General features: G+C 67.6%; 18 protein-coding genes. 7 read left to right on the top strand and 11 right to left on the bottom strand.

The genetic code is table 11. The features are described 5' to 3' along the window. Positions 1-510: 510 nt before the first annotated feature. Positions 511-1950, top strand: coding sequence for a CCA tRNA nucleotidyltransferase (locus AC4JJG_RS13885; protein WP_495398305.1), 1440 nt, complete (start codon positions 511-513; stop codon positions 1948-1950). Positions 1951-1979: 29 nt separating this feature from the next. Here AC4JJG_RS13885 and AC4JJG_RS13880 read toward each other — a convergent pair whose 3' ends face one another. After that, the gene (locus AC4JJG_RS13880) at positions 1980-3077 is read right to left on the bottom strand and encodes an aminotransferase class V-fold PLP-dependent enzyme (RefSeq protein WP_495398306.1); all 1098 of its coding nucleotides are present in this window, start codon (positions 3075-3077) and stop codon (positions 1980-1982) included. A gap of 94 nt (positions 3078-3171) precedes the next feature. On the opposite strand from AC4JJG_RS13880, the gene AC4JJG_RS13875 reads away from it, so the two are divergent. Next, positions 3172-3711 carry a hypothetical protein gene (locus AC4JJG_RS13875; protein WP_495398307.1) on the top strand — a complete coding sequence of 180 codons (540 nt, stop codon included), beginning with the start codon at positions 3172-3174 and terminating at the stop codon, positions 3709-3711. On the opposite strand, the gene AC4JJG_RS13870 is transcribed toward AC4JJG_RS13875, so the two are convergent. After that, the gene (locus AC4JJG_RS13870; protein ID WP_495398308.1) at positions 3665-5005 is read right to left on the bottom strand and encodes an MFS transporter; all 1341 of its coding nucleotides are present in this window, start codon (positions 5003-5005) and stop codon (positions 3665-3667) included. The two genes, AC4JJG_RS13875 and AC4JJG_RS13870, sit on opposite strands and share 47 nt — an antisense overlap. Positions 5006-5056: 51 nt before the next feature. On the opposite strand from AC4JJG_RS13870, the gene AC4JJG_RS13865 reads away from it, so the two are divergent. Continuing rightward, on the top strand, positions 5057-5731 hold the full coding sequence (locus AC4JJG_RS13865) for a YqgE/AlgH family protein (RefSeq protein WP_495398309.1): 675 nt from the start codon (positions 5057-5059) through the stop codon (positions 5729-5731). 137 nt (positions 5732-5868) lie between these two features. After that, positions 5869-7908 (top strand): CocE/NonD family hydrolase, encoded by a 2040-nt coding sequence (locus AC4JJG_RS13860; protein WP_495398310.1) that lies wholly within the window; start codon positions 5869-5871, stop codon positions 7906-7908. 101 nt (positions 7909-8009) lie between these two features. On the opposite strand, the gene AC4JJG_RS13855 is transcribed toward AC4JJG_RS13860, so the two are convergent. Continuing rightward, on the bottom strand, positions 8010-9029 hold the full coding sequence (locus AC4JJG_RS13855; protein ID WP_495398311.1) for a bile acid:sodium symporter family protein: 1020 nt from the start codon (positions 9027-9029) through the stop codon (positions 8010-8012). 3 nt (positions 9030-9032) lie between these two features. Next, positions 9033-9554, bottom strand: a complete 522-nt coding sequence (locus tag AC4JJG_RS13850) for an SdpI family protein (protein WP_495398312.1) — start codon at positions 9552-9554, stop codon at positions 9033-9035. Between the two features lie 109 nt (positions 9555-9663). On the opposite strand from AC4JJG_RS13850, the gene leuS reads away from it, so the two are divergent. Further along, a complete protein-coding gene (gene leuS, locus AC4JJG_RS13845; protein ID WP_495398313.1) occupies positions 9664-12552 on the top strand; it encodes a leucine--tRNA ligase in 2889 nt (962 codons plus the stop codon). Positions 12553-12765: 213 nt separating this feature from the next. Here leuS and AC4JJG_RS13840 read toward each other — a convergent pair whose 3' ends face one another. Next, a complete protein-coding gene (locus AC4JJG_RS13840; protein WP_495398314.1) occupies positions 12766-13098 on the bottom strand; it encodes a TfoX/Sxy family protein in 333 nt (110 codons plus the stop codon). Positions 13099-13161: 63 nt separating this feature from the next. Between AC4JJG_RS13840 and AC4JJG_RS13835 the strand changes: the two genes are divergently transcribed. Further along, entirely contained in the window at positions 13162-14367 is a 1206-nt protein-coding gene (locus tag AC4JJG_RS13835; protein ID WP_495398315.1) for an acyl-CoA dehydrogenase family protein, read from the top strand. 6 nt (positions 14368-14373) lie between these two features. Here the strand turns inward: AC4JJG_RS13835 and AC4JJG_RS13830 are convergent, their stop codons facing one another. Then, a complete protein-coding gene (locus tag AC4JJG_RS13830) occupies positions 14374-15207 on the bottom strand; it encodes an RDD family protein (RefSeq protein WP_495398316.1) in 834 nt (277 codons plus the stop codon). A 175-nt stretch (positions 15208-15382) separates the two neighbouring features. Here AC4JJG_RS13830 and AC4JJG_RS13825 point away from each other — a divergent pair, with 175 nt between their 5' ends. Beyond that, positions 15383-16378, top strand: a complete 996-nt coding sequence (locus tag AC4JJG_RS13825; protein ID WP_495398317.1) for a stage II sporulation protein M — start codon at positions 15383-15385, stop codon at positions 16376-16378. A 25-nt stretch (positions 16379-16403) separates the two neighbouring features. Here the strand turns inward: AC4JJG_RS13825 and AC4JJG_RS13820 are convergent, their stop codons facing one another. Genes AC4JJG_RS13820 through AC4JJG_RS13800 form a run of 5 tightly spaced genes read right to left on the bottom strand, consistent with a single transcriptional unit; the run spans position 16404 to position 21856 of the window. Next, positions 16404-17696, bottom strand: coding sequence for a DUF58 domain-containing protein (locus AC4JJG_RS13820; protein ID WP_495398318.1), 1293 nt, complete (start codon positions 17694-17696; stop codon positions 16404-16406). Then, positions 17696-18730, bottom strand: a complete 1035-nt coding sequence (locus tag AC4JJG_RS13815; protein WP_495398319.1) for an AAA family ATPase — start codon at positions 18728-18730, stop codon at positions 17696-17698. The genes AC4JJG_RS13820 and AC4JJG_RS13815 overlap by 1 nt, the downstream gene beginning before the upstream one ends. Next, complete coding sequence (locus AC4JJG_RS13810) at positions 18727-19995, bottom strand: DUF4350 domain-containing protein (protein ID WP_495398320.1); 1269 nt, start codon at positions 19993-19995, stop codon at positions 18727-18729. Before AC4JJG_RS13810 ends, AC4JJG_RS13815 begins: the two co-directional genes overlap by 4 nt. Beyond that, positions 19992-20690 (bottom strand): DUF4129 domain-containing protein, encoded by a 699-nt coding sequence (locus AC4JJG_RS13805; protein ID WP_495398321.1) that lies wholly within the window; start codon positions 20688-20690, stop codon positions 19992-19994. The genes AC4JJG_RS13810 and AC4JJG_RS13805 overlap by 4 nt, the downstream gene beginning before the upstream one ends. Continuing rightward, on the bottom strand, positions 20687-21856 hold the full coding sequence (locus tag AC4JJG_RS13800) for a glycerophosphoryl diester phosphodiesterase membrane domain-containing protein (RefSeq protein ID WP_495398322.1): 1170 nt from the start codon (positions 21854-21856) through the stop codon (positions 20687-20689). Before AC4JJG_RS13800 ends, AC4JJG_RS13805 begins: the two co-directional genes overlap by 4 nt. Positions 21857-21999: the final 143 nt, after the last annotated feature.

Raw genomic sequence — 21999 nt, 5'->3', positions numbered from 1 at the left:
GGTCGTGGGCGGCGGATTGTGCAGCGTCCCGATCCGTTTGCGCGAACGTTTGTCGACCGACGACTCGGGTTGCTGATGACGACGGCCACGGCGCCGGCGCCCGCGACGACGGTTGCCGGCGTCCGTGTCGTCGCCGTCGGCTCGCGCCGGTGTAGTCGTGGTGGCCGGGGTGATGGCCGAGGGCGCGGCCGCCGCCAGATCAGCGGGACTCACGCGGCGCCGGGCGCCCTGATGACCGTTGGTCGCCGACGACGTCGAATCCGCAGATGCTGATGCCGAATTGGCCAGGTCCGCGGGGGTGCGTCCACCTGCATTGACGTCGGGGGAGACGTCTGTGGGGTCAGTGGACGGATTGGCGGACACATGCTCGATGCTAGCCGCTGGCCACCTGCCGTTTGCCTGGATGGGCCGTTGGTGGCCGTCGGTGTCGCCGGGTGATCGGCCCCGGAACCGGGTCCCGCGCACCGCGCAGGCGCATGGGGATGTACGGCGACGGTAGGCTCTCATGCCGTGACCGACCCCGAACGCCGTACCCGTCTTCTCGCCTCCGCGGCGGTGACGCTGCGAGGGCTGTCCGGGATACTGGTCCCGCTCGGTGAGCGATTCGCGGCGGCCGGACACGAGTTGTACCTGGTCGGCGGCTCGGTGCGGGATGCGGTTCTGGGCAGGCTCGACGACCAGGATCTCGACTTCACGACCGACGCGCGCCCCGAGAAGATCATCGAGCTGCTCACCGGCTGGGCCGACGCCCAATGGGACACCGGGATCGACTTCGGGACCATCAGTGCGCGTAAGGGCGATCACTCTGTGGAGATCACCACGTTTCGCGCCGATTCCTACGATCGCGTCAGCCGGAATCCCGAGGTGGTCTTCGGCGACTCGCTCGAGGGCGACCTGATTCGCCGCGACTTCACCATCAACGCGATGGCCGTCCGGATCGGTCCGGAGGGACCCGCCGAGTTCTGCGACCCGCTCGACGGGATGACCGCGGCCCTCGCCGGTGTCATCGATACCCCGGCGACGCCACAGGAATCCTTCGCCGACGACCCGTTGCGCATGCTGCGCGCGATCCGTTTCGTGTCGCAGCTCGGATTCCGGGTGGCACCGAGGGTGTCCGAGGCGATCACGGACATGTCCGCGGAGATCGAGCGCATCACCGCCGAACGCGTTCGCGTCGAGCTCGACAAGATGATTCTCGGTCAATACCCGCTCGATGCCATCGACCTGCTCGTGAGTACCGGACTGGCCGAACGCGTGCTGCCCGAGGTGCCCGGGATGCAGCTGACCATCGACGAACACCATCAGCACAAGGACGTCTACCAGCATTCCCTGACGGTGCTGCGGCAGGCGATCGATCTCGAGGACGGTGACCCGGATCTCGTGCTGCGCTGGGCAGCGCTGCTCCATGACATCGGCAAGCCTGCGACGCGCCGTCACGAGCCGGGTGGCGGGGTGAGCTTCCACCACCACGAGGTCGTCGGCGCGAAGATGGTGCGTAAACGTATGCGGGCGCTGAAGTACCCGAAGGCCGTCGTCGACGATGTGTCGCAGCTGGTGTTCCTGCACCTGCGGTTCCACGGCTACGGCGACGGCGCGTGGACCGATTCCGCCGTGCGGCGGTACGTCACCGATGCCGGGCCGCTGCTCGACCGGCTGCACAAGCTGGTTCGCGCCGACTGCACGACGCGCAATCGGCGGCGCGCCCGGAAACTGCAGGAGAACTACGACGATCTGGAGCGCCGCATCGCGGAGCTGGCCGCCGCCGAAGACCTGCAGCGCGTCCGGCCGGACCTCGACGGCAACGCGATCATGGAACTGCTGGACCTTCCGCCCGGACCGGTGGTCGGGCAGGCGTGGCGCTACCTGAAGGAGTTGCGACTCGATCGCGGTCCGATGTCGCGCGAGGAGGCCGAGGCCGCGCTCCGCGAGTGGTGGGCCGAACGCGCCTGATCAGGGCGGCTGTTCAGTAACCCATCTGTTCAGTAACCCATCGTGCGCAGCGCGTCGGCCAGGCGGTCGAGGTCTTCGCGCTCGACGTCGAGATGTGGGCTCACACGCAACACCGCGCGGTCACTGTCGGTGGCCAGCGGGGCACGCCAGGAATCCGCGGCCGTCGTCAGAATCCCGAGGCTCAGCAGACGTTCGCGGGCGTTGTGGACGTCGGCGGGCTGCCATCCGGGCGGCGGCGCGAGGGTCGTGGTGGCCGACGGTTCGTCGAGGGGTTCGAGGACCTCCCAGCTGCCGATGCCGTCCAGCCGCTCGCGCGTGACCCGGCCGATCGTCGCGAGCTCGCGGAAGACGCGCTGCTGACCGATCGCCAGAAGTTCGGAGACGGCCATGCCGAGGCCGAGGAGGCCCGCGGTGAAAGCCGTCGAGTTGTCGATCTCCACGGGGCGGAGGGAGTCCTTGCGCACGGCCACGAATCCGACGCCGCGCGGTCCGGTCAGCCATTTGCGGCTCGTGCCGTAGACGACGTCGGCGCCGGTGACGGTCGGTACGTGACCGGCCGACTGAGCCATGTCGACCACCACGGGAACCCCGGCGGCATGGGCGATCTCGACGATCCGGGAGACCGGCTGCACCACGCCCGACGCCGAACCGATGTGGCAGATGTGCAGGAAGGCGGGCTGCTCGAACTGGAGCATGTTCTCCAGCGCATCGGTGTCGACGTGACCGTGGTTGTCCGCGTCGGGCAGTGGCCGGACCGCGTAACCGCGACGTTCGAATTCGATCAGGTTGGGGCCGTACTCGTTCTTCGCCACCCAGACCGTCGAGGCGATGGGGAGATTCCAGTAGGTGAGCAGTGCGCGAAGGGCGGCCCGTGCGCTCTCCCGATAGGAGAGTTCGTCGGGAGTGTGGCCGATCAGCGTGGCCAGATCCCGGGTGTCGCGGGCGATCTCCTCGGCCCGATCCGCTTCTGCGACATAGGATCCGCGCTCGGATTCGCGCCACAGATGGGCGGAGATGGTGCCGATGACCGCATTCGACGACCGGCCCGCGGCGGCCGAGTCGAGGTGGACGACCTCGGGTCGAAGACGGGCGCGCCGCCACTGGTCACCGAGTTCGCTCACAAACATGCCTCGAAAATACCGTGATCGACGGTCCTCCGGGGTCGCGGGTCGCACCTGCCGGGACTCGGAACCGGCGGCGGCCGGTGTGCGTCAAAGTCGTATGGAATCGGGGGTCGGATACGGCTTCGGCATCGGCGACGGTCAGCTCACCTCGTGGGAGTCACCGGCCGATGCCGATCTCGACGAGGACGGGCACAACGACGCCGTATGGCTGGACTTCGACGGCGACGGGCGTCGGGACGACGCGATGTGGGATACCGATGCCGACGGCACCGCCGACGTCGCGGCTCTCGACCTCGACGACGACGGACGCCCCGATCACTTCTTCCGGGACGACGGTCGCGGTGTGTGGGGACTGCCGGTCGCGGAACCGGGACCGCGTGATCATGATCCGCCCCGCGCACGGCCTCTCCCCGCACCGCCGCCGGCATCGGCCGGGAGGATCGATCTGGATCGGGACGGCCGGGCCGACATCGCGCTGGGCGAGAACGGGGGAGACGGGGCGGGGCGAGGCCGGATGTACATCGACGAGAACGGCGACGGCCGGTTCGACCGCGTTCTCGTGGACACCGACGGCGACGGCCGGGCCGACGTCAGCCATCCGTCGGATTCGCCCCGGTTCGGTCGTCCACCTCAGTGACGCGGACATGTCGGGGCGGCGGTCCCGGGCGGTACAGGACGTGCACGACGACGGCGCCGATGAGATACAGCGCGGTGCCGACGATGGGCAGCGCCAGTGACCGGCCGTCGGCGGGCACGATGAGCGCGGCCACGGTGATCGCCACGACGTACGCGACGTTGAAGACGGCATCCTGTACCGAAAAGACCTGTCCGCGAACATCATCGTCGATGTCGACCTGCATGGCGACGTCGCCGCAGAGCTTCGCGGCCTGACCGATCAGACCGAGGACGACCGCGGCCACGCAGAACACCACGAGGTGAAAGCTGAGCAGCGACAGTTCCGCGAGGGCACCGACGAGCAGGGCGGCATACAGGGTGGCGCGCCGTCCGATCCGTGCCACCGAGATGGGCGTGATGACCGCGGCGAGGAACGCACCGACGGCGGTGGCCGCGCCGATCAGGGCGACCAGCCCGAGGCCCATGGTGGTGTCCGCGCGGATACCGAGCACCAGCACCATGAGGGTGTTCATGCCGAAGACCAGACGGTGCGTGCCGATAGCCGACAGCGCCGCGGCGACCGGTGGCGAACCCGCCACCGCGCGCACCCCGTGGATCAGGCCGACGGATACGGCATGCAGTGCGGAGCGACCCGGATCGTCGGGGGTGTCGGGTCCGAGTTGGAGGCGGCCGAAACCGTGCGCGATGGCTGCGGCGATCAGCGCCATCACGACGCCGCCCAGCGCGGTGAGCGCGCTGCCGCCGTCGTCGTCGCCGAAGATCAGCCGCAGCAGCGCGGTGAGCCCGGCGCCGACGGCCAGCATGCCTGCGCCGAGGGTGGTGAAGAGCGCATTGGTCCCGACGAGCACATCGCGATGCACCACATGCGGAAGTCCCGCGGACAGACCGGAGGCGACGAACCGGCTCGCACCGGTCACGGCGAGCGCGCCGATCAGGATGACCGTCTCGGAGGCACCGACGGCGATACTGACCGCGACCGCGACGATCAGCAGTGCCCGCGCGATGTTCGCGAACATCAGGACGTTGCGCCGGTCCCAGTGATCGAGGAGGGCGCCCGCGAAGGGACCGATCACCGAGTAGGGAAGCAGGAGCACGGCCATACCGCCCGCGACGGCGAGCGGTTCGGCGTGCCGATCCGGATTGAACAGGATCGCCGTGAAGAGCGCGGCCTGGAACATGCCGTCGGTGATCTGGCTGGTCAGCCGCACCGCGAGGAGGCGTCCGAGTCCGGGGGAGTGCCCGAGCGAGCGGAGGAATCCGCGGACGTCGGGTGCATGTCGAGCGGTCCCGGACATCACTGGACAAGACTACCGGCCTCGCCGCGTGAAGCATGCGATGATGGTGGGGTGGCTGGAGGCGACGAGTCAGACGATCCGACCTCCGATCCGTATTCGGACGGGCTCTCGGGCGGTGAGGGAATTCCCGCGCGCCCGAACGCGGCTCACGACATCGATTCGCTTCGTCACATTCGTCCGGGCACGCTGCTGATCGCGTCCACCGATCTGGTCGAGTCGACATTCGCGCGCACCGTCATCTACGTCATGGAGCACAACGAGGCCGGCACCCTCGGCGTGGTCATCAACCGCATGAGCCAGACGGCGGTGCACAATCTTCTGCCGCGCTGGACCGATCTGGCGGCGTCGCCCCGCGCACTGTTCGTCGGCGGTCCGGTGAAGCAGGATGCGGCGCTGTGCCTCGGTGTGGCGAAGTTGGGCGCCGACATCAGCGACTACCGATCGCTGCGGCCGGTGGATGGCCGGGTCGTGCTCGTCGATCTCGACGGCGACCCCGAGGAGTTGGCCGAGGTGCTGGAGGGCGTCCGGATCTTCGCCGGCTACTCGGGCTGGGGCATCGGTCAGCTCGACGGCGAACTCCAGCAGGGCAGCTGGATGCTCGCCTCCGCGCTGCCGCGTGACCTGCTCGCTCCACCCACGGTCGATCTGTGGGCATCGGTTTTACGACGTCAACCGTGGCCTTTGCCATTGCTCGCGACCCATCCGATCGACATCGACCGCAACTGATCAGGGCCTTCTCGCGCCGTCGAATCGTACGGTGCGCTAACAACTTTCGGATCTTTGTGATCTGACTCACCCGCTGTTATGGTACTGCCGCGTACCGATGCGCGGGGCTCGGTCGCTACCCAACGAGGGGTTGCACAATGCGTGTGAGAATTACCTCTGGCCTGATATCGGGGCTGCTGTCCATCGTCCTTTCCGTGGTGCTCGGCGGTGTGGTCACCGCCGCGCCGCTGCACGGACCGTCCGGCGGGGCGCAGGCTACGCAGTGGGCCGCGAACGCCGATGGCCGCCAGCCGTATGCCGGCATGGCGATCACCTGGGATGTACCGATCCGCATGAGCGACGGAACCATCTTGCGCGCCAACGTTTATCGGCCCGCGGACCGCCGAGGCCGGGCGTCGGCGGCGAAGCATCCGGTGGTTGTCAACATGACGCCGTACACCAAATTGACCACCGCGGTCTCGTCGGCCGCGCTGCAGCATCCGGTGCTCGCGCCGTTCGTCCATCGATTGGCGTCGGCGATCAACCTGAGCGGTACGCCGATCGATGGCATCACCGATATCGCACAGACGTTGCGCGACAACGGTGCCCGGACCTTCATGGTGGACGAGGCGTTGGTGCGCAGTGGTTACACCCAGGTCGTCGTGGACGTCCGCGGCACCGGATTCTCGCAGGGCAGGTGGAACGTCTTCCAGAAGCGTGAGCAGGACGACACCGTCGAGGTCATCAATTGGGCTGCGCGCCAACGCTGGTCGGACGGCAACGTCGGCATGTCCGGGGTGTCGTACTCGGCGATCAATCAGATCTATGCCGCCAACCGGAATCCGGCCGCGCTGAAGGCCATCTTCCCGGTCGAACCGGGCGGTGACCTGATCCGGGACATCATCGCGCCCGGCGGCGCGCTGGGTGTCGGATTCCTGCCGGCGTGGCTCCAAGGTGTGAATTCGGCGAAGCTGCTGCCGAATGTGGCATCGATGCTCAACGGCACCTTCGACTGGACGTGGCTGGCGGATCGCATCTCCGATCCCTTCACCTTCTTCCCCCAGTTGTTCGCCGCACTGCTGACACCGGATGTCCGGTCGGCGCCGCAGAGTCTGCGCGACATGATGAAGACCTCGTCTCCCATGCGGACCGCGTGGCTCGATCACGGTGAGCGAATCAAGGTTCCGACGATGATCTACGGCGGCTGGTTCGACCTGTTCACCAATTCCCAGGTGCGGGCGTACAACCGGATTCCGTTGCCGCCCGGCAAGAAACAGCTCGTCATGGGCGACGGCTATCACCTGACCATCGGTGGCGGGCAGACCGGCCGGAACGGTACGCCGCCGCGACTCGACGTGCTTCAGCGCGCGTGGTTCGACCGCTGGCTCAAGGGCGTCGACAACGGTATCGACAGCTACGGACCGGTCACGCTGAAGCAGGTGGGCGACGGCTGGATCACCACGGACCGGTTCCCGCGTGCGGGTATGGAACGCCAACGCCTGTACCTGAGTGACCGGCGCAGTGGTACGGCGCCGCACGCGGTTCGCGACGGGAGTCTCACCATCGGCAAGCCGAATTCTCGTGGGCGCCTGACGATCGCCCCGGGACTGGCGACGCTGTGCTCCCGGGACGCCGCGCAGCAGACGGCGGGTGGCCTCGCCCTGTTCCCGTTCTGCGCGAAGGACGCGCGAATCTCGGAACGTGCGGCTCTCACCTTCACGAGTGCACCGGTGCGCACCACGCGAAATGTCTCGGGTTACGCCAATGTACGCATCAATGCGGTGATGGATGCCACCGACGGTTACTGGACGGCGACACTGAATGATGTTGCGCCGGACGGTACGTCGAAGGTCATCAGCTCGGGTCAGGTGATGGCGTCGCTGCGGCATATCGATCGGGCGCAGTCGTCTTTTGCCCCGAACGGTGATGTCATCGACCCATTCTACACGCTGACCCTGGACACGCGGCAGCGGGTGCGGCCGGGACGTCCGGTCTCGATCGACATCGGGTTGTTGCCGACCGACGCACTCATCCGGCCCGGTCACCGGCTGCGGGTGGACGTGTTCGCGATGAATCTTCCTCGCGGACTTCCGTTGCGGCCCCTGCTGAATGAGTCGCAGCTGAAGCCGGAGCACATTCAGCTCGATCCGAATCGGCCGAGCTTCGTCAACCTGCCGATCTCGACGCCGGTGGCCTGACGACACACCGTTCCCGGCTTGTGCTCACCCGTTTCGCGTGTGCTCACCAGATCAGGTGAGCATGACCGGAACGGGTGAGCGGCGCGGTGTCGGCAGCGGGCTCAGGTGCTCGCAGGGCTACCGTCCGGGAGCTCCCGCGCGTAGCGGGCGGCGAGCCAGGAGCAGATGATCAGCTGTATCTGATGAAAGATCATGAGCGGCAACACGATCAGACCGACGGCCGACGACCCGGCGAAGAGCACGGTGGCCATCGGGAGGCCGGTGGCCAGGCTCTTCTTGGTTCCGCAGAACTGGACCGCGATGACGTCGGCGCGGCTGAAGTGCAGCCGTTGCGGCACCCAGCGGGTGACGACGAGCATCACGATCACCAGCACCAGTGAGATGACCGTCACCGCGACGATCTGCCACACGTCCACCTGCGACCAGACGCCCTGGCGCACTCCCTCGCCGAAGGCCGCGTAGACGACCAGCACGATGGAGCCGCGGTCGGCGAACCGGGTGGGTGCGGCGTGCCGGGCGAAGAAGCCGCCCACCCACGGCCGGGCCAGTTGTCCCAGGAGGAACGGCACCAGGATCTGCGCGATGATCTCCAGCACGGAGCCCAGGTCGATGTGCACACCGCTCGACTCGCCCCTCATCAGGAACACCACCAGGAGCGGCGTGATGAACACGCCGAGCAGGTTCGATGTCGAGGCGCTGACGATGGCCCCCGGGACGTTGCCGCGGGCGATCGACGTGAACGCGATGGACGACTGCACGGTCGACGGGACGAGGCACAGAAAGAGCAGCCCGAGGTAGAGGTCGTGGCCGATGATCGGTTCGACGACCGGTTTGAGGAGCAGGCCGATGATCGGGAATGCGACGAAGGTGAACGCCAGGATCAGCAGATGCAGGCGCCAGTGCTTGAGGCCGTCGAGGGCTTCGCGCGGATGCAGGCGGGTGCCGTACAGGAAAAAGAGCAGCGCGATGGCCGCGACGACCACCCAGTCGAGGATGTCGGCGTAGATCCCCCGGGCCGGCAGGATCGCGGCGACGACCACGGCGGCGAGGATCGCGAGGATGAACCCGTCGATCCGGGCCCGCGCCAGCGCACCCCGAAGAACGTCGAGCAGGTGTGACACGGATCAGGAAGAGGCGGATTCGTTGGTGCACGCCCCGCGCAGGGAACAGGCACCGCAGCTGGAGACGCCGCAGTCGGCGGCGGCCTTCGCCTCCACGACGGAGGGGCGCTCCTCCGCGGTGCAGCCTCGCGGCGCCTGCGCGGTGTCCTCTCCGGAGCAGCAACCGCAGCCCGAGTCCTCCGCGGGCACGGCGGCGGCGGCACGGACGCCGTAGGCGCTGACCAGGCCGATCACGAACAACGCCGCGACGAGCCCGACGACGGCGAACACGATCGACCAGTAATCGCCGACCCCGATCGACACGACACCCGCGAGCACCAGGATCCCGGCGCCGGTCAGCATCCCCGGAGCGGCGACGCTGTTCGCGACGGTGAAGGCGGTGTCGGATCGCATGGTCTCGTCGGTGCGAACACCCAGCCAGCGGTTGCGCGGCAGACGGCCCGCGATACCCATCGCACCGACCACCACCCAGACCGCGGCGATCGCGAACAGGATGACGGCGATGACGACAGGCAGAACACTCACGACCTCAGCTTACGACCGGCGGCCTGGGCAGACGAATCGGCGTCGCCGGGGCGGGTTGACGTGGCGGTCCCGCCGACGCTCCGGAAAAGCGACGATTTACGCTGGTTGAGTGACTTCATCCGATTCAGGCGCACCGACGACCCAGGTGACCACTCCCGGTCACCGGTACACCGCCGAGCTGGCCGGTGAGATCGAACAGCGGTGGCAGCAGACCTGGGCGGAGCAGCACGCCTACGAGGCGCCCAATCCGGTGGGGCCGCTCGCCGGCGACCTCAGCGCGTTCGACGGCTCCGGGCCCGACGCCGACGACAAGCTGTTCATCCAGGACATGTTCCCGTACCCGTCGGGTGCCGGTCTCCACGTCGGCCATCCGCTCGGCTTCATCTCCAGCGACGTCTTCGCGCGTTATCAGCGGATGACCGGAAAGAACGTCCTGCACACGATGGGCTTCGACTCCTTCGGCCTGCCCGCCGAGCAGTACGCCGTGCAAACCGGCACCCATCCGCGCACCACCACCGAGGCCAACATCGAGCGGTATCTGGAGCAGATCCGGCGTCTGGGGCTCGGACACGATGAACGACGACGGGTCGCCACCACCGACGTCGACTTCTATCGCTGGACGCAATGGATCTTCCTGCAGATCTACAACGCCTGGTACGACGAGGAGCAGGGCAAGGCCCGCCGGATCGATGAGCTGGTCGACGAGTTCGCCTCGGGCACACGCACTCTGGACGGTCACGAGACCTTCGCCGGGCGCACCTGGGAGTCGTTGACGGCAGCCGAGCGTACGCAGGTGATCGACGGTTATCGCCTGGTGTACCAGAGTGATTCGCTGGTCAACTGGTGTCCCGGTCTGGGCACCGTGCTGGCCAACGAGGAGGTCACCGCCGACGGTCGCAGCGATCGCGGCAACTTCCCGGTGTTCCGGAAGCACCTGCGGCAGTGGATGATGCGCATCACCGCCTACTCCGACCGTCTGCTCGACGACCTGGACCGCCTGGACTGGCCGGACAAGGTCAAGACCATGCAGCGCAACTGGATCGGGCGTTCGCGTGGCGCGCAGGTGTCGTTCCCGGTGCCCGGCACCGATGCGGCCATCGACGTGTTCACCACACGTCCCGACACCCTGTTCGGGGCGTCGTACATGGTGTTGTCGCCGGAGCACCCGCTGGTCGACGAGCTGACCGCCGATGTATGGCCCGACGGTGTGGATGAACGCTGGACAGGCGGCGCCACGGCTCCGGGCGAGGCGGTCGCCGCGTATCGTTCCGCGATTGCCGCGAAGTCGGATCTCGAGCGTCAGGAGAACAAGGAGAAGACCGGCGTCTTCACCGGTACGTATGCCACGAATCCGGTGAATTCCGAACGGATTCCGGTCTTCGTCGCCGACTACGTGCTGATGGGATACGGCACGGGCGCCATCATGGCGGTGCCCGCCCACGACACCCGTGACTACGAGTTCGCGACGGTCTTCGGTCTGCCGATCCGCGAGGTCATCGGCTCCGAACAGGGCGTGGCAACCGAACCGTTCATCGGTGACGGTCCGCTGGTGAACTCCGACTTCCTGAACGGTCTGCGCGTCGACGACGCCAAGGCCGCGATCGTCGAGCGCCTGGAGCATGACGGCAGCGGAACCGGCACCATCCAGTACAAGCTCCGCGACTGGCTCTTCGCGCGTCAGCGGTACTGGGGCGAGCCCTTCCCGATCGTCTACGACGCCGACGGTGTCGCCCACCCACTGCCGGAATCGATGCTGCCGGTGGAGCTTCCGGGGGTCGAGGATTACGCGCCGGTGGCCTTCGATCCCGACGACGCCGACAGTGAGCCGTCGCCGCCCCTGGCCAAGGCCACCGACTGGGTGACCGTCGAACTGGATCTGGGCGACGGCCCGCAGACCTACACCCGCGACACCAATGTGATGCCGCAGTGGGCGGGCAGCTCCTGGTATCAGCTGCGCTACATCGACCCGACCAATGACGAAGAGTTCTGCGCCAAGGAGAACGAGGCCTACTGGATGGGTCCGCGTCCGGCGCTGCACGGCGCCGACGATCCGGGTGGTCTGGACCTGTACATCGGCGGCATCGAACATGCCGTGCTGCACCTGCTGTATTCGCGGTTCTGGCACAAGGTGCTGTTCGACCTCGGCTACGTCACCAGTGCCGAGCCGTATCGGAAGCTGTACAACCAGGGCATGATTCAGGCCTACGCGTACACCGATGCGCGCGGCATCTACGTGCCTGCCGACGAGGTGACCGAGCGCGACGGGAAGTTCTGGTACGAGGGCGCCGAGGTCACCCAGGAATACGGCAAGATGGGCAAGTCCCTGAAGAATTCCGTTGCGCCGGACGACATCTGCCGTGACTACGGCGCCGACACCCTGCGCGTGTACGAGATGTTCATGGGCCCGCTCGATCAGTCGCGTCCGTGGGCGACCAAGGACGTGGTGGGTGCGCAGCGTTTCCTGCAGCGGGTGTGGCGACTCGTCGTCGACGAGGAGTCCGGTGCGGTGAAGGTCGCCGACGTGACTCCGGCCGATGCCACCCTGAAGCTGCTGAACAAGACCATCGACGGTGTGCGCGAGGACTTCTCGTTGCTGCGCAACAACACCGCGGTCGCCAAGCTGACGGAGCTGACCAACCATCTCACCAAGGAGTACTCCGACGGTGCGCCTCGCTCGGTGGTGGAACCGCTGGTGGTGATGCTCGCACCGCTCGCCCCGCACATCGCCGAAGAGCTGTGGCATCGGCTGGGCAACGACACCCTCCTGGCGCGCGGACCGTTCCCGGAGGCCGACCCGCAGTGGCTCGTCGAGGACAGCATCGAGATCCCGATCCAGGTGAAGGGCAAGGTGCGCAGCCGCATCACGGTCCCCGCCGCCGCCGACGAGGACACGGTGCGTGCCGCCGCCCTGGCCGACGAGAAGATCGTCGCGCTGCTCGACGGTGAACCGCGCAAGGTCATCGTCGTACCCGGCAAGATGGTGAACGTCGTTCCCTGACAGGCGAAGTCGGTGGCCGTGATCTCGATACGCGGGCTCGCTGCGCTCGCGCGCTACTCGATCAGCGGGTGAAGTGCGTGGCGTTCGCGCGTGACTCGATCAACGATGGTGATCTCTCGCAGCTACCGGTTCAGCGGGACCAGGAACGCTGATCGAGTAGTTCGAGGCGCTAGCCGAGAACGTATCGAGATCTCCGATCGCATTCGCCGGCCATCACTTCGGGGGCAGCTTGCGGGCGAAGTCGGCGCCGAGGGCGACCCAGCGTTGCAGCTGACGTTCGGTGCGGATGCCTGCGTGGTCGATGCGTATCCATCCGCGCATCTCGCGACCACCCATGGTCATCATCTCGGTGTGGTCGAACTTCAGGAGATTCTCGGCCTCCGACGGCTGGATGCGGACCATGATGCCGCCTTCGCGACTGGCGGCGAGGGCCATGTTGCCGTTGATGAGGAATGCGAGGCCACCGAACATCGAACGTTCGTCCAGGCCGCTCTCACCGGAGAGCAATCCGCGGATGCGGTAGGCCAGGTCGTCGTCGTATGTCACTCATCCGAGGGTAGGCCCGAAACGGGGGTTGGAAAAGAACTTACCGAACAGTAAGATCGCGGCATGGCAATCAACCTGGAGCTCCCGAAGAAGTTCGATTCGACGGTCGAGCGCACGCATATGGCCGCCGAGCACATGTTCCGGCCCATCTCGCGCAAATACGACCAGGCCGAGCACGAGTACCCGGTCGAGCTGGACGAACTCGCGAAGCTTGCCAAACAGTCGCGGAAGCAGGAGAGCGGCGAGGACGGCGCGGCCAAGGAGAAGAAGGCCGCCTCCGCGGGCGACGTCGTCAACGGCGCGAATATGCGCGGTCTGATCTCGGCGCGCGAGATGAGCTGGGGCGATGTCGGCCTGCTGCTGTCGGTGCCCGGCCAGGGACTCGGCAATGCGGCGATCGCCGCGGTCGCCAATCCCGAGCAGCTGGAGAAGTTCGCCGATGTCTGGGCGGCGATGGCCATCACCGAGCCGAGCTTCGGCTCCGACTCGGCGGCGGTGTCGACGACCGCCACCCGCGACGGCGACGACTATCTGATCAACGGCGAGAAGATCTTTGTGACGGCGGGTTCGCGCGCCGACCACGTGGTGGTCTGGGCGACCGTCGACAAGAGCGCCGGCCGTGCCGCGATCAAGAGTTTCGTCGTGCCGATGGACGCCGAGGGCGTGACGGTCGCACGTCTCGAGCACAAGCTCGGTATCAAGGCGTCCGACACCGCCGTCGTGCGCTTCGAGAACGCCCGCGTGCCGGCCGATCACCTGTTGGGCTCACCCGAGGTGGACACCAAGAAGGCGTTCGCGGGTGTCATGCAGACCTTCGATAACACGCGTCCGATGGTCGCTGCGATGTCGGTCGGGCTCGGGCGTGCGGCGCTCGAGGAACTGCGCCGGATCCTCGAGGAGGCCGGGCACGAGATCGACTACGACGTCCCGGCGGCGTCGCAGCACGCGTCGGTGGCCGAGTTCATCCGGCTCGAATCCGAGTGGGAGGCATCGTGGTTGCACGCACTGCGTGCCGCCTGGATGGCCGACAACAGCCAGCCCAACTCGGCCGAGGCGTCGATGTCGAAGGCGAAGGCCGGTCGGATGGTCACCGAGGTCACCAATAAGGCCGTCGAGATCGCCGCCACCGCAGGCTTTTCCGAGACGTCACTGCTGGAGAAGTGGGCCCGCGACTCGAAGATCCTGGACATCTTCGAGGGCACCCAGCAGATCCAGCAGCTCATCATCGCGCGCCGCGTGCTCGGCAAGTCGAGCGCAGACCTGAAGTAGGGCTCCTCAGCGCAACAGCCGCTCGCGTAACGAGTTCTCGCGCTCGATACGGCGGGCGTCGCGGGCACTGCGTTCGGCGATGATCGCGGTGAGGACGTCCTCGTCGGCAAGCCCGGGTGGCGGCGCCGGCGCGACATAGGGTGCGGTGCTGCGCAAGAGCTGCTGGGCGATCTGCGATCGCGACGGCTCACGCATGGTGTCGCGGCGCATCAGGAACTGACGGATATGGATCGCGAGGCGGTCGGGCAGGGGCGCGACGTCGGCGTTCTCCGCCCACCACGCGAGCGCCTTCGGCATCACGAGGGGTGTCTGCTCCGGCAGCTTCCGGCGGTCCCGGATCACGTAGGTGCCCGCGAGCAGATCGCCGAAACGTTTGGTCCGGCGGGTCGTCACGGACGCCAGCAGCGCGGGCAGACCGGCGCAACTGTAGAGCTCGACGAACCCCACCAGTGCGCGGGTGAGCGCGTGCCGGAAGGTGATCGGGCCGGCGTCGTCGCGCACGGTCCGCAAGCCCAGGGCAACGTGGCCGAAAGTCTTTCCGCGAGTGAGCGTTTCCAGGATCGTCGGCACCAGGACCAGCGCGATGATGGTCGACAGCGTCACCGCGGCGATCAGCAGGGCGATGTCCTCGAAGCCGATCAGCTCGAACGATGCCCACTGGAGGCCCATCAGCACGATGTACCCGACGATCAGATCGATGATCCCGGAAGCGATACGGAGGCCGACGTCGGCCGGGGGCAGATCGAGAGCGACGGCCTCCCCGGAGATCAGGTCGTCGCGGCCCACCCCGACCGTGCCGCTGACACCGCTGGGCGCGGTCGTCGGAATGGGGCGATACATGGTGGTCAAGCCTAGTCGGCGCACGTATTTTCGCTCACCCAATCCGTTCGCCCGCGCGACCACACCGTGAGCACGAGCGGAAATGGTGAGCGTGCGGCAGGAGATCCATCCGCCCGAATGACAGCACGCGAATGACACGACCCCGACGACCCGTTCCGCTCGCTACGCTGACGAGGTGGATCTGGACGCCTATACCAACGCGCACCGTGAGACGTGGCGGCGTCTGGACGAGCTCAGCAGGCGCCGATCACTCGACGGCGCGGAGTCCGACGAGATCCTCGACAGTTATCAGCGGGTGGCCACGCATCTGTCGGTGATCCGGTCGAGTGCGCCGGACGCCGAACTCGTCGCCTATCTGTCGGCGCTGCTGGCGCGGGCACGGTCGAAGGCCGTCGGTTCGCGGGCGGGTGCGTGGTCCGACATCGGGCGCTTCTTCGCCCGAAGCTTCCCGGCCGCGTTGTATCGCATGCGCTGGTGGTGGCTCTCGGTGATGGGGGCCAGTTCGGTCGCGGCGGTGGCGATCACCTGGTGGGTGCTCGCCCATCCGCGCATCGAGAGCGCGATGATGTCCGACGGTGCGGTCGAGGAACTCGTCACCAACGACTTCGAGAACTACTACAGCGAGAACGCGGCGACCTCGTTCGCGGCACGGGTGTGGACCAACAATTTCTGGCTCGCCGCGCTCTGCATCGTGTTCGGCGTCTTCTGCCTGCCGGTGGTGTTCATCCTCTACAACAACATCCTCAACCTGTCGATCACCGCGTCGGTGATGATCCGGCATGGCCGGGGCGATCTGTTCTTCGGTCTCATCACGCCGCATGGCCTGCTGGAATTGACCTGTCTGTTCGTCGCGGCCGGAGTGGGTCTGCGACTGTTCTGGTCCTGGGTCGCCCCCGGCGCACGAACGCGGTTGCAGTCGCTCGCCGAGGAGGGGCGTGCGGCGATCGGAGTGGCGATGGGACTTGTTGTCCTGCTGCTCATCTGTGGTCTCATCGAGGCGTTCGTGACGCCGTCGGGACTACCGACATGGGCACGGATAGGTATCGGTGTGACCGCGTGGCTCGGCTTCTTCACCTATGTGTTCACCCTGGGACGGTGGGCCCACAATGATGGAGTGACGGGTGATCTCGACGAGTTCGAGCGCGGATCCGTGGCGCCGGTCGCGGTCTGATACGACGGCGACGATCGGTGTGCGGTCAGAGAAGCCCGCGCGACTTCAGCAGTAGATAGTGGTCGGCGAGTGCCACGGGCAGATCTGCGGGATCGGCATCGACGACGTCGACCCCGAGTCGCCCAACGGCTTCCGCGGTCTTCGTGCGCAGCGCGATGGTCCGGGCAGCGGCCGCCGCACCGAAGACGTCGCGCGTGTCATCGCGCTCCGTGAGCATGTCGCGCAACGCGGGATCCGCCACCGACCCGATGACGACGCGATACCGCTGAGCGAGCACCGCGAGAGGTGGCAGCAGCGATTCCTCGATGGCCGCGGGCTCGAGTGGGGTGAGCAGCACGACCAGTGCGCGCTGCCGCGTGAGCCGGGACACCTCCGCTCCGAGCATCGGCCAATCCGCTTCGAGCAGAGCGGGTTCCACGGTCGCCATGGCGTTGACGAAGTCGTTGAGCAGGGTGGTGCGCGGTGAACCGACGACCCGCCGTTGCACACGCCGGTCGCCGACGATCAGGTCGACACGATCGCCGGCGTGCGCGGCGAGCGCCGCCAGCAGCAGCGCGGCATCCATCGCCGCATCCAGTCGCGGTGCGTCCCCGACGCGACCCGCGGAGGTACGTGAGGTGTCCAGCACGATGACGATGTGCCGATCCTTCTCCGGCTGCCAGGTACGCACCACGGTCGAACGCCGGCGTGCGGTGGCGCGCCAGTCGATGCTGCGCACATCGTCGCCCTCGACATAGTCACGCAGGGAATCGAATTCGGTGCCCTGGCCTCGGATCCGTACCGCCGATCTGCCGTCGAGCTGACGCAGTCGCGCCAGTCGGGACGGCAGATGCTTGCGGGATTCGAAGGGCGGCAGTGCGCGCACGTGACCTGGGACGAACTCCGAGCGCTGACGTCCGGCCATGCCCAGTGGGCCGAGCCTGCGGATGGTAACCCGCACCGCCAAGCGGTCCCCGCGGCGACGTGGACGCAGGGTGGAGGTGACCGTCGCGCGATCCTGCGGGGCGATGTCCACATCGTGGCGGTTGTCCGTGGCGCCCGCCGACGGTTGCCAGGCATCCCGGACGGTCCCCCGGAATCGCCGCGTGCCGGTGTTCTGCACGATCAGTTCGGCTTTCGCCGATTCTCCGAGCAGGATCGCCGGAATCGGGTTGCGCCACAAGCGGATCGCCTTGGTGGAGCCGGCGGCCATGATGTCGGCCACGAGCACCAGCAGACACACCAGGATCCAGAGCAGCGCCACCCAGTAGCGCGGCACAACCAGGACCGGCACTGCGCCGAGCAGCACCAGCAGGAAGAAACGACCGGTCAGGAACATCAGCGCGGCACGGGCACCGATCCGATGGCGGCATCGAGCACCGCCGCCACCGAAACGCCTTCCAGCTCGGCCTCGGGCCGGAGCGACACCCGGTGTGCCAGCGTCGATTGCGCCAGGGCCTTGACATCATCCGGAGTCACGAAGTCCCGGCCGTTCAGCCACGCCCACGCCCGGCTGGTACCGAGCAGTGCGGTGGCGCCGCGGGGGCTGACTCCGAGGGACAGCGATGGCGACATGCGGGTGGCGCGCGCGATGTCCACGATATAGGTGGCGATCTGCGGGGACACCACGACACGACGGACGGCCTCGGCACCCGCGAGGATGTCGGACGCCGACGCGACGGGTCGCAGACCGGCCGCCGCGAGGTCGCGCGGATCGAATCCGGCCGCATGCCGCATCACCACGGCGATCTCGTCGTCGCGCGGCGGCAGTGGCAGATTCACCTTGAGCAGGAAACGGTCGAGTTGTGCCTCGGGCAGCGGGTAGGTGCCCTCGTATTCGACGGGGTTCTGGGTGGCGGCCACCAGGAACGGTTGCGGCAGGGGGCGCGATTCACCATCCACCGAGACCTGACGTTCCTCCATCGCCTCCAACAGCGACGCCTGGGTCTTCGGTGGCGTTCGGTTGATCTCGTCGGCGAGCATCAGGTTGGTGAAGACCGGCCCCTCACGGAAAGTGAACTCGGAGGTCGCCCCGTCGTAGACGAGGGAGCCGGTCACGTCGCCGGGCATCAGATCCGGGGTGAACTGGACGCGCTTGGTGTCGACGTCGAGGGCGGTGGCCACCGACCGCACCAGCAGGGTCTTGGCGACGCCGGGCACGCCTTCGAGCAGGATGTGTCCACGGCAGAGGAGTGCGATCAGAATGCCGGCGACTGCCGCATCCTGTCCGACAACGGCTTTCGCGACCTCATCGCGTACCTGAGTAAGTGCTGTCCGAGCATCGAGATGTCGCTGATCGGGAGCCCGATGTGGCGGCGGCCCCTGCTGGGGCCGCTCGGAATACGGGTTGCCGGATGGGGATTCGACGGTCATGGTGTGCGTCGGACTTCCTTCTCGAGGGTGGTCAGGTCATGGGTGAATCGCAGGAGGTCGTCCGGGTTGTGCGGCAGCGGGCCGTCCAGCAGGCCTGCGACCTCCCGGGGATCGCGTCCGGAGGCACGTGCGGCCGCGTCGATGATGGCGCCGAGGGCGGGCACCGGCACGGGCGAGTGTGAATCGTCGTCGCGCAGATCGGCGCCCGCGCGGGCCGCATCGAAGGGCAGGCCGAGGTGTCCGGCGATGCGGCCGATGGTGTGCACGCGGAGCTGCCCGGCGGCGCGGGCGTGGGCGCCCGCCCGGTGATAAAGGCGTCCGCGGGCTTCGGTGGTCTCGATGGCCTTGACCACGGCCGGGAGTGGCTCGGTGACAAGCGGACCGAATCGCCGTCCGCGCCATACCATCAGGGTCAGCAGGCCGAATCCGGCCAGCAGTACCAACGGTCCGATGGCGCGCGGGACATCCGGCACCCCGGTGTCCGGTTTCGATGCGGCCCCGTCGGAGTACTTCGGCACGTACCAGAGCACGCGCTCGTGGGCACCGAGGAGCCGCAGCGCGACGCCGGCGTTGTCGAAACGGGTGATCTCGCCGTTCGTCACCATCGCACCCGTCATCACCACGACCTCGGGCCGGTCGACGGTGGCCGGGAGTACGACGATTTCGGAGGCATCGCCGGAGGTGAAGCATGCGGTGGCTGCGGCGCCGGTGTCGGGCTGATAGGGCAGCGTGCCACGCAGGACGACGTCGGACGGAGCGATCCCGGCGATCGAACAGTCGGCGCGCGCCGACTGGATCGGCGTGAGGCCGATCGTCGTGTCGATCGGCAGCCCGAGGGCGCTCAGTGTGGAGGATGAGGCATCGACGACCACGACCCGTCCGGCTTCGGGAACGCGATCCCAGAAACGATCTGCGGCAGTGTGATTGAGAACGTCGGCCGATGTCACCACGACGGTCGTCGACGAGTCGGGCCGGTCGGCGTCGAGCAGTTTCGAACGGCCGCGCGCCACCGTGACATCGACGCCCTTGTCGTCGAGAACCGAGGCCAGCGCCGCCGTACCGTCGGCGCCGGAATTCTGCGGATCGAGCCGGATATCGTTGCCCGACTTCTCCACTCCCGCGCCGACGAAGACGGCGAGTGCACCGACGATCACGATCAGCACGAAGGCGCCGACGATCACCCATGGCCAGATGCGTCGACGTCGGGGCGCGCGGGCAGCGGGGGGAGCGGTGGCGGGCGGCGATGAGACGGCAGGCGCGCTCACGATGCCGCTCCGACGGTCGAGTCGCCGGATTCGTGCACATTCCGGTCCGGGCGGCGCGGTCGCGAATCAGCCAGGGCAACATCGAGATCGATCGCATCCTGTGCCTGCTCGACGGTGATGTGCCGTTCGCCGTAGACCACTGCGTCGAAGGTCAGCGCGGTGGCGTGTAACCGCGCGGAATGATCGGGATGGAACGCGGCCAGTCCGCCTGCGACCTCGCGGGCGGTCATCGCTGCGGCGTTGGGCAGGAGTTTCTCCTCCAGACCGCGACGGGCGATGGCGCGCATGGCATCCCGGATCGCACCATCGGGATCTCCGGCCGCGAGACGCTCGCGTGCGGAGGTGCGGAATTCGTCGGCGCTGTACACATGGCTGCCGAGCACTGCCCGGTCGTCGGTGGCGGAGCGAGATCTCGGGGTTCGGCGCACGAACCGCAGCAGGTAGATGATCAGCGCGACCAGTGCGAGCGCCACCAGCACCGCGACGATCCCGGGCAGCGGACTGGAGTCGCCGGTGAGGCTGCCGAACACGGAGTCGAACCAGTCCGAGATCCGTTGCTGCGCACGCTCGAAGAAGCCGGGCCCCTGATCGCCGTACCGGGACTTCGACAGTTCGCGTTCGAGCCAGTCACGCGCCTCCTCGTTGTCCGGGGACACTGCGAGCACGGAAGTGTGGATGACGGGTGTGTGGATCACCGGCGGCCTCCGGTCGGCCATCCGTCGAACCAGTGACCGGACCGCACCTCGGCGGCGCCCGTGGCCAGATCGAGATCGTAGGCCTCGCGACGGATCCGGGCATCGATGTGTACCACCGACAACGCGATCGGAAGAATAGGTGCCACAGCGACATTCGCGATCAGAGCCGCGAGAAACGACACCGTCGCGGCAACGGTGGAGATGCCGCTGGAGCCCGCGACGTACAGGACGGACACGACGATGTCGGTCACGCCGCCGACGACCACGGTGATCATGCTGGTCGCGAGTGAGATCAGGGCGACGACACCGAGTGTGCGCCAGAACATTCCACGTGTCAGATCGAAGGATCGTCGGATCGCTGCCGCGATACCCAGGTGTTCGACGACCAGCGCGGGCAGGCAGCAGGACAGGCGGATCGACAGCCAGATCGCGGCGACGATACCGATGGCAAGCACTCCGACGGCCATGCCGAGAACGGCGGGGTTGTCGCCGCCGTAGGTGAGCGCGGCCATTGGCGCACCGACCAACAGCCCCGGGGCCAGGATCATCAGCACGGACAGTCCGAGCAGGCGCCCGAGCGTGGGCCGAACTCGTCGACGGAACTCTTCGAGTGACGGTGCCCGGTCCACGGCCTGCTGATTGACGACATACGAGACAAGTCCGGTGAGTGGCGGCGCGGCTATCGACGCGGCGATGAGGACCACGGTGCCCGACGCACGCACCGTCTCGCCGTCGAGCGCGAACTCGCCTGCGGAGAGCGGGAGGACGACGCCGTAGACGACGACGGAGGCGACCACGAGGGCGCCCAGCCAGACGATGACCGCAAGGAGGTAGTAGGTCCCCGCCGCACGTCGGAGCGCTGCGAACGTCGCCTGGACGATGTCGCCGACGCCGAGTGGGCGGAGCGGCACGATGCCGGGCTGATGTGCGACGAGCGGGTTGGTCTGCGGAAGCGGCGGAGGGTTGTCGATGCCGCTGCCCCAGGAAAGCCCTCCGGTTCCGGGCTCCGGGGCAGGGGCGTCCGGCGGAGCCATCGGCGACCACCCGGCCGGTGGGCCGGACGGCGGTGCCTCATACGCGCTGCCCTCGCTGCCCGGCGCGGTCCACGATCCGGTGCCGGGCAGGGCCGGACCCGGCCGGTCGTCCGGTGCCGGTGTCTCGCTCATCGTCGGTGCGTCCTGCCTGTCGGTCCGACGTGACCGGAAATGCGGCTGTCGGTGCTGTCGCGAAGCTATCAAACTCCGGGCGTGCCGGGGCACCTTGTCGATCGGGCGGATGACCAGCCGGTATCGGTGTATCCGCGGGGGCG

The organism is Gordonia sp. B8661-1, from assembly GCF_059427765.1.
This window is presented reverse-complemented; position numbering and strand designations above follow the sequence as displayed.